This is a genomic window from Nesterenkonia sp. AN1, from assembly GCF_000582475.1.
GTDB classification, from domain to species: domain Bacteria; phylum Actinomycetota; class Actinomycetes; order Actinomycetales; family Micrococcaceae; genus Nesterenkonia; species Nesterenkonia aurantiaca.
Window position 1 is genome coordinate 47,617 of sequence record NZ_JEMO01000003.1, and the last position, 6,552, is coordinate 54,168.

5 protein-coding genes and 3 pseudogenes are annotated in these 6,552 nt (G+C 61.2%); 5 read left to right on the forward strand and 3 right to left on the reverse strand.

Annotation, left to right across the window (positions count from 1 at the left end):
- Positions 1–119: 119 nt before the first annotated feature.
- The gene (locus BG28_RS02265; protein WP_084479342.1) at positions 120–1,283 is read right to left on the reverse strand and encodes an IS3 family transposase; all 1,164 of its coding nucleotides are present in this window, start codon (positions 1,281–1,283) and stop codon (positions 120–122) included.
- Between the two features lie 220 nt (positions 1,284–1,503).
- Between BG28_RS02265 and BG28_RS02270 the strand changes: the two are divergent.
- Positions 1,504–1,960: pseudogene (locus BG28_RS02270) on the forward strand (prevent-host-death protein).
- Positions 1,961–1,962: 2 nt separating this feature from the next.
- The gene (locus tag BG28_RS02275; protein ID WP_036473814.1) at positions 1,963–2,304 is read left to right on the forward strand and encodes a hypothetical protein; all 342 of its coding nucleotides are present in this window, start codon (positions 1,963–1,965) and stop codon (positions 2,302–2,304) included.
- 154 nt (positions 2,305–2,458) lie between these two features.
- Here BG28_RS02275 and BG28_RS02280 read toward each other — a convergent pair whose 3' ends face one another.
- On the reverse strand, positions 2,459–3,364 hold the full coding sequence (locus tag BG28_RS02280) for an alpha/beta fold hydrolase (RefSeq protein ID WP_235180933.1): 906 nt from the start codon (positions 3,362–3,364) through the stop codon (positions 2,459–2,461).
- Positions 3,365–3,562: 198 nt separating this feature from the next.
- Here BG28_RS02280 and BG28_RS14105 point away from each other — a divergent pair, with 198 nt between their 5' ends.
- From BG28_RS14105 to BG28_RS16640, 3 genes and pseudogenes are all read left to right on the forward strand, one after another.
- Positions 3,563–4,072, forward strand: a complete 510-nt coding sequence (locus BG28_RS14105) for a hypothetical protein (RefSeq protein WP_152539185.1) — start codon at positions 3,563–3,565, stop codon at positions 4,070–4,072.
- A 21-nt stretch (positions 4,073–4,093) separates the two neighbouring features.
- Positions 4,094–4,711 (forward strand): RES family NAD+ phosphorylase, encoded by a 618-nt coding sequence (locus BG28_RS16635; RefSeq protein ID WP_161634782.1) that lies wholly within the window; start codon positions 4,094–4,096, stop codon positions 4,709–4,711.
- A 150-nt stretch (positions 4,712–4,861) separates the two neighbouring features.
- Positions 4,862–6,029 (forward strand): annotated as a pseudogene (locus BG28_RS16640) (IS30 family transposase).
- A gap of 92 nt (positions 6,030–6,121) precedes the next feature.
- Here the strand turns inward: BG28_RS16640 and BG28_RS02295 are convergent.
- A pseudogene (locus BG28_RS02295) lies at positions 6,122–6,520 on the reverse strand (ATP-binding cassette domain-containing protein); the annotation flags it as partial.
- Positions 6,521–6,552: the final 32 nt, after the last annotated feature.

Here is a 6,552-nt window from a genome sequence, read left to right on the forward strand (position 1 = left end):
GCTGGCCCGGTCTGAGAACCCGGCTGCTCCTGCGGTGCCGCTCTGGTGTCCTGAGACGAGAAAAACCCTCCACCCTGAATATGCATCGGGTCTGCCGCACCAATAGGTGACAGGTGTAGTCACGCCGCGAGAGCGACGCCGGTGTTCATGATTGCTTCGTACTCAACTGGGGTCAACCCCAATAGCCGTTTCTGCCTGCGGCGGCGGTGATAGGTCCGCTCGATCCATGTCACGATCGCGATCCGCAGCTGATCGCGGGTCTGCCATGAGCGGCGATCCAGGACGTTCTTCTGAAGCAGCGCAAAGAAGCTCTCCATCGCCGCATTGTCTCCCGCGGCCCCGACTCTGCCCATCGATCCGACCAGGTCATGTCGACCCAGAGCACGCACCAGTTTCCGTGCTCGAAACTGCGATCCGCGGTCGGTGTGGAACACGCACCCGGCCACGTCACCGCGCCGAGCCACGGCGTTGTTGACTGCATCCACGGCCAGGCGGGCCTTCATCCGGTCACTGATCGAATAYCCCACGATCCGGTTGGAAWAGACGTCCTTGACCGCGCAGAGATAGARCTTTCCTTCAGCGGTCTTGTGTTCGGTGATGTCGCTGAGCCAGAGCTGATTGGGAGCATCAGCGGCGAAGTCGCGTTGGACCCGGTCGTCGTGGACTGGTGGGCCGGGCCGGCGGCCCTTGCCGCCCTTCTTCTTCCCGAACGCGCTCCACCAGCCGTTGTCTCGACAGATCCGCCACGCCGTACGGCCTGCCATCGGCTCACCAGCATCACGGGCTTCATCCAAGAGGAATCGGTAGCCGAATTCGGGGTCATCACGGTGGGCATTGAAGAGCGCGTTCGCTCGATGGGCCTGGACCCGCTCAGCGTCAGTGACAGGATCAGCCAGCCACCGGTAGTAGGGCTGACGAGCAAGCTTCAAGACCCGGCACGCCACCGCGATGGGGATCCCATCGACGGCGAGCTCACTCACGAGCGGGTAGAGCCTTTTCCCGGCAGGTTCGCCTGCGAGAGATAGGSTCTGCCGCMSCARTACCTCGACCTCCTGTTCCAAGAGCCGGACCCGCTTGCGGGCTTCGCGCAGCTCGGCTGACTCGGTGCGGGTCTGACCGGGCTTGGCCCCGTCATCGATCTGAGCCCGGCGCAGCCATTTCTGCAGCGTCATGGAGTGGACACCGAAGTCTTTGGCGATCTGTTCGATCGTGACTCCGGGTTCACGCTTCCTGGCCACGCGGACAACATCGTCGCGGAACTCTGAGGGATAGGGCTTGGGCACAAGGACATCCTTCCAGGCCGCCCGCAGGCAAGCCAGAGTAGATGTCACCTACCGGTGCAGCAGACCCTCTCTAGACCGGGGGAGTGTTGCTTATGGGTATGTCTCAGAGGTGCGTGTGCAGCGTGTGAGTAGCTACCGTTCACGGAACTGGTGCGCGTGGGGGTGGATGCAGTGCCGTCCACCTCTGGACTTCCGAACACGATCCGAATAGTATGGTCGTATGACGCTCGCCATTGATAATTCCGTCGCCACGAGGCGCTCTTCGGACCTGAGCAAGCACTCGGCTGAGGTCTTCGCTGAGGCCGAGGACCACCCTGTGACGGTGACCCGGCGTGATGGGGAGTCGCTGGTGCTCATGTCCCAACGGGAAGCCGATGCTCGTACGGAGCTGTTGAAGCTCGCCGCTGAGCTGGTCACCGTGACCCTTGAGGACGGTCCTTTAGAGGTGCGGATGGCGAACCGATTTCCCTGGATGCTCGCGCTCTCGCCCCGAGGAGCGCGCCACGTGCGCGCGGGCCCTCGTTGATGCTTCTCGCGCGTCGTTTTCTACGGGACAGCCGCACCTTGCTCTTGCTGAACTGACGTCATGGCGTGAGACGGCGACGGCGATCGCTGCGGGTCTGGGAGTGCAGCCGGTCGAGTGGCTCGATGAAGACGAACCAGTCGAGCGGCCCTGAGCGTGGCGAAGAAGAACTTAGTATCGCGGCCCTCGAAGAAGTCCGAGTACGAGATTTACTTTTCCTCGACTGGCGCGCAGAAGGGCTGGATCGATCTCGTCGCGACGATCCGTAACCCCATGGTGGATACGTGGGGCTTCCTGACCGCCACACCGACGGCGAGGACGTCGACGAACTACCCGCTGCGTGGCGAACTTGCTACGGTCCGCCGTGATGGCCGTGAATTTGAGCGCTGGCAGCACAAGCCAACCCAGAAGGGCGCGGCCCGCATTTGGTTCTATGTTGACGGTGGCACGGTTTACCTGGAGCAGGTGCACACCAGCCACCCGAACCAGACCAAGTGAACGGACACGGAATCGGCCTAGGAAGCTTGCAGGGCCCGTGTCGATTATGGACGGAGTAATGCAGTCGCTCCTGCAGTTGGGTCGTTTCGAAAACCATTAGGTTAATGAGACATAAAGACCCTTTGCCTCGTCGCTCGTTGATTCACCGTAGTTGTCAGTCAGTGCCGGTCAGGATGAGCTCTACCGCCTCGTGCGGCGCGTCCCATTGGGGGAAGTGTCCGCACCGGGAGAACCAGTGCAGGGTCGCATCGGGGAACGCCGCCACGGCGCGATGCGCCTGCCGCGGAACGGTGACGAGGTCGCGACGTCCCCACCCGATGGTGACGCGACCGGGGACCGTCCCGAGCGGAGCGCCCTGCTGCTTGGGCCCCTTCGTGAGCGCGTCCATCGCTGCATCCGTCGTTGGAGCATCGGCCAACCCGAGCAGATCGGGTAGCACAGTCTGCTGCGTCAGTGACCACGGATGGGCAGAGAACTGGGCGAGCAGCGCGGTCCGGCTCACGCGATTGTTCAACAGTGTCGGCAGTACACCGCGCAGAGCACGGACCAGGCCGATCGAGAGCCGAAGTGTAGAGCTGAAGACCGTCAGCTCGCGCTCGTTCCAGAAACCCCCAGGGTCCAGCGCAACGGTGTCACCACCGACCCCGCGTCTGGCGAGCTCAAGCACGATCCGCCCACCCATCGACTGCCCGGCAGTGGCAACGCCGTGAAGGCCCTGCTCGTCGATGAATTGTGAGACCGAATCGGCGAGTGTGGCGATCGATACCTCGCCAGATAGCGGCGGGGTCTGGCCGAATCCGGGTAGGTCGACCGCGATGACCTCCCGGTGCGCGGCCAACGCGTCGATGATCGGATCCCAGGAGCGCAGACCCGCCCCGAGGCCGTGCACCAGCAGCAGGGGGCTTCCGGCGCCTTTCTGGACATGATGGAGGCTCATCACGCCATTGTAGGGCGGGGTTAGGCGTCGAACCGTCGCAGTGATCGATCGGCCTGCGGGGGCCAGTCGTGTCAGATCGCGGGCAGCACCATCTGCGACGGAAGCCATACCGATCTCGGGCACACCTGCAGCCAGTCCCAGTTCCTTGGTTGTGGGACATGCCCCGCCTTCAGTCGTTCGACGGCGCAACCATGGGCCTGCCGCACCGATACGTAACCGTCGCCCAGGGAGCCACGTCTCTGACGGGCTTTTCCCGTGTTGACGGAGTTGACGCCGAGTCATAGTGTTGACAGTGTTGACAAGGTTGACGAGGAGGTAGCGATGTCACCGCAGATGGCTGAATTAAATAGACGCGCAATAGTTCGCGACGTTGAGAAGCGGCTTGGCGAAATGCCGGACGAACGCATTGAAGCGGTAACTGACTTGTCTGCAGTAGGCGAGCGTATGGCGCGGATGGTTCCGACTCCGCCAGGAGAGTTTGGCAAGCAGATCGGTCCGGTCTATTCGACGAGAGCTTTGACAGAACTTTGGAGTATGACTCGAGCGGGCGTCAGTAAAAGGGCAAAGGAAGGTCGTCTTCTTGCCCTGAAGGTTGAGGGTGAGAATTTGTTCCCCTTGTTCCAGTTCGACGGCGCGGAAGTTAGAAGAGACGTGATGGAGCTTGTGCAGACGCTCCGCGAAGCTGTGGATCCATTCACCATCGCGCAGTGGCTGTGCACTCCTCAGGTGGACGATGACAAGAAACGTACGCCAGTAGAACTTCTGGACGAAGGCGAGAAAGAGGTTGCCCTTCGTGCAGCGAGACGTGCGTCCAACCGGTGGTCCGCTTGAATGGGTTCGACTCCGAGAGAAATGCCGAAGCAACAGTCGCCCGCTGAAGGTCTCGACTTGAAGAGTTTTCCAAGGCGAGTAGTCCGAGCAGAAACTGTGTGGGAACGGGCTCATAAGGTCGAGAATGAACCTTGGTATTTCGCGTCTAGTGGCGCGGGAAGGTTCGATCTTACGGAACCCCTGGGGACCTGCTACCTCGCGAATACCGCTGAGACAGCCGCTCGCGAGGTAGTAGGGCCCGATTTCGTGGCCTCTGGCTTAGTCCCGGATACGTTCCTGGAAGAACGTGTCATATCGAGCGTGGAGCTACCAACCGGAGTTTCTGCTGCGAAGCTGACGAGTAGTGAGGTATTCGCGTACCGCATATCGAATGAGTTGTGCTCGATATCGGATTATGGAGTTTCCCAGGACTGGGCAGGCGCTTTCCACGAAGCCGGGTTCACGGGAATTTGGTATCAGCCGAGATTTGCCGCAGGTAAGGGACGTGCGTTGGGTATTTTTGGCGCTTCTGGCTCGGGTGACTGCAAAGTGCAGGGCCGAAAACGTTTATGCGACGTTGTCCGCGAGACCCTGGACATCCGGGCGGCATCTACGAAGTCACTTGATGAGTACGAGATTGTTGACACCCCCCACACCTAGAGCGAATCGCTTAGAAGTATCGGAGGAGCAATCCGTTGGCTTGTGCAACGTTAGTGGATTGCAGTGCCCCAAAAAGCATTGGTGGTCTCAACCGGTCAACGCACCACTACTTGGGCAGGATGAGTGGTGGAGGTGCGTGTGGAGTTCACGATGGAGCAGCAGCAGGCGATTTGGGAGGGGTGGCGGGACGGTGAATCGTTCCGCCTGGTCGGTGAACGGGTAGGGCAACCGGCTCACGCGATCCAGTACTTCCTCCGGGGCCATGGAGGCATCAAGCCGAACATTCCTCGACGGAATCACCGGCACCTGACTCAGCTGGAGCGCGAGGAAATCTCCCGCGGTGTTGCAGCAGGGTTGTCTCAGCGCGGAATCGCAGCCGCCCTGGGAAGGTCTCACTCGAGTATCTCGAGGGAGCTCGCACGCAACGGCGGACGAGGCGCCTACCGGGCAACGGCCGCCGAACAGGCAGCCCGTATGCGCACGAAGCGACCGAAGCTGACCCGGCTCAAGCAAAGACCAGCGCTGCTGCACGTCGTGAAGGCAAAGCTGATTCTGGGCTGGTCACCCGAGCAGATCGCAGCATGGTTGAAGCTGGCCTACCCCGGAGACCCGGCCATGCGCCTGTCCCACGAGGGGATCTACCGGTCGATCTACTACGTCTACCGCCGTGAGCTTGACCGAGGCATGTCCCAGCATCTGCGCTATAGGTGCACCACCCGTCGGCCCCGCAAGAAAAAGCAAGCATCAGGTCGAGGTCGGTTGAAGAACATGGTGCCCATCACGGCTCGACCGGCGTCGATCGAGGACCGTCTTGAAGCAGGCCACTGGGAAGGAGACCTCGTTATGGGGGAAGAGGCCTTCCGCGGTAGCGACGCTGGTCGAGCGCACGACCCGGGCCGTGAAAGTCGTCCACCTCCCGGACGGATACAAGGCAGACGCCGTACGCATTGCCTTGACCAACGCGTTCAAGGACATCCCAGAGCCGTTGCGCCGGCCCTTGACCTGGGATCGTGGTCGGGAAATGGCAGAGCATCAGCAGCTCTCCACGGACCTGAGGATGAACGTCTACTTCTGCGCCCCAGGAAGCCCCTGGCAACGCGGATCGAACGAGAACACGAACAGGATCCTTCGCCAATACCTCACGGAAGGCTCCGACCTTCGACGATTCACAGCCAAAGACCTCGACGACATCGCGAATCTCATCAACGATCGTCCTTGGCAGGTCCTGGAATGGGCCAGCTCAAACGACCTCTACCAAGCCCACCTCACCACCGCGAACCAGCCCGCGATACTCTCAGAATCACAGGTGGTGCGTTGACCGGTTGAGACCGCCTGTCGTAATCCTCAGATATGGGTCACCGCCAGCGGCCTGGTGCGCCTGGTGCGCCGCGAAGGACCGGGTATTGAAGTTCAGCGGGTTGGGGTGAGGTGTAGGACCCGGTCGAGCCGTTGCAGGGTCTCGCTTCGGTGTGAGGCCACGAGTACTGTGCCTTCATAATCCGCGATGACGTCAGAAATGATGCGTTCGGTCTCCGAGTCCAAGCTGGCAGTCACCTCGTCAATAAGAAGGATCTTTGGTTTCCGGATCAGGGCGCGGGCAAGGCAGAGCCGGGCTTGTTGTCCCCCGGAGAGCCGCAGACCGTTTTGACCGATATGGTCCTCGAGAGTGACCCACTCCAAGGCCTTCACCCTGTCCAGTACAGCCAGGAGTTCGGTGTCGCGTATCGGATCGGCACCTCGCAACAGGTTCTCCCGCACCGTTCCGTGGAACAGGGTGGCATCCTGGTCGACAACGGCGATGGCTTTTCGAAGGCAGGGTCTTCGATGTTCTCAGTAGAGAT